Origin of the sequence: Dankookia rubra, assembly GCF_004355005.1 — a bacterium.
In the GTDB taxonomy this organism is placed as follows: Bacteria; Pseudomonadota; Alphaproteobacteria; order Acetobacterales; family Acetobacteraceae; genus Paracraurococcus; species Paracraurococcus ruber_A.
In genome coordinates, this window is record NZ_SMSJ01000328.1 from 1 (window position 1) to 655 (window position 655).

Genomic DNA, 655 nt, shown 5'->3' on the forward strand with positions numbered 1-655 from the left:
TATTCACCGGGTTGGAGCGTAGGGCGTCCTGGCAGGCTGACTTGAGCGTTCGGCACGCGGCTGCATCCGCTTGCGGCGGGGTGGTTGGGCCTGACGGGCGGCGTTGGAGGTTGCTGGACGAGAGGATTGGTGGGGCACTAGCCCCGTTGCTTATGGTCCGGCCGGATGGAAGCTGCGGGCGAGGCCGCGGAACAGCACGGCATGCGGGCAGGCGGCGGCGAAGGCGAGGCGGACCCGGCTGGCGGTTTCGATGACCCGGCCCGCCACTTTGAGCAGGCGTAGCCTGAGGGTGGCGAACTCGGCAGCCGCCAACTCATGCGTCGTGGGAATGCGGTCGCGCAGGGTCAGCAGCAGCCAGTAGGCGGCGGTGTGCAGGACCAGACGGACCTGATTGGCCAGCGGCGAGCGGCAAGAGGTACGGTCGGAGGCGAGCTGGGCCTTGTGCAGTTTCACCAGATTTTCCGCCTGTCCCCTCGCGCAGTACAGGCTGTCGTAGACCCACTCAGCGCTGCCCTGGGCGAAGCTGGTCACCACGAAGCGGATATCGAGGCCCTGGGTACTGGCCTCGATGCGGGCAATCACCCGGCGCTGGCAGGACCAGGACTTGGCGCCGTAGCGCGTCTCGGCATAGCGGCGCAGCACCGGGGCGTTCTCC

Annotated in this window: 1 protein-coding gene; it reads right to left on the bottom strand. The window is 68.2% G+C overall.

Translation table 11 applies throughout. From position 1 onward, the window contains the following. Nucleotides 1–150: 150 nt before the first annotated feature. Nucleotides 151–655 (bottom strand): transposase (locus E2C06_RS36850; protein ID WP_193560548.1); only part of this gene is annotated, 505 nt, incomplete at its 5' end.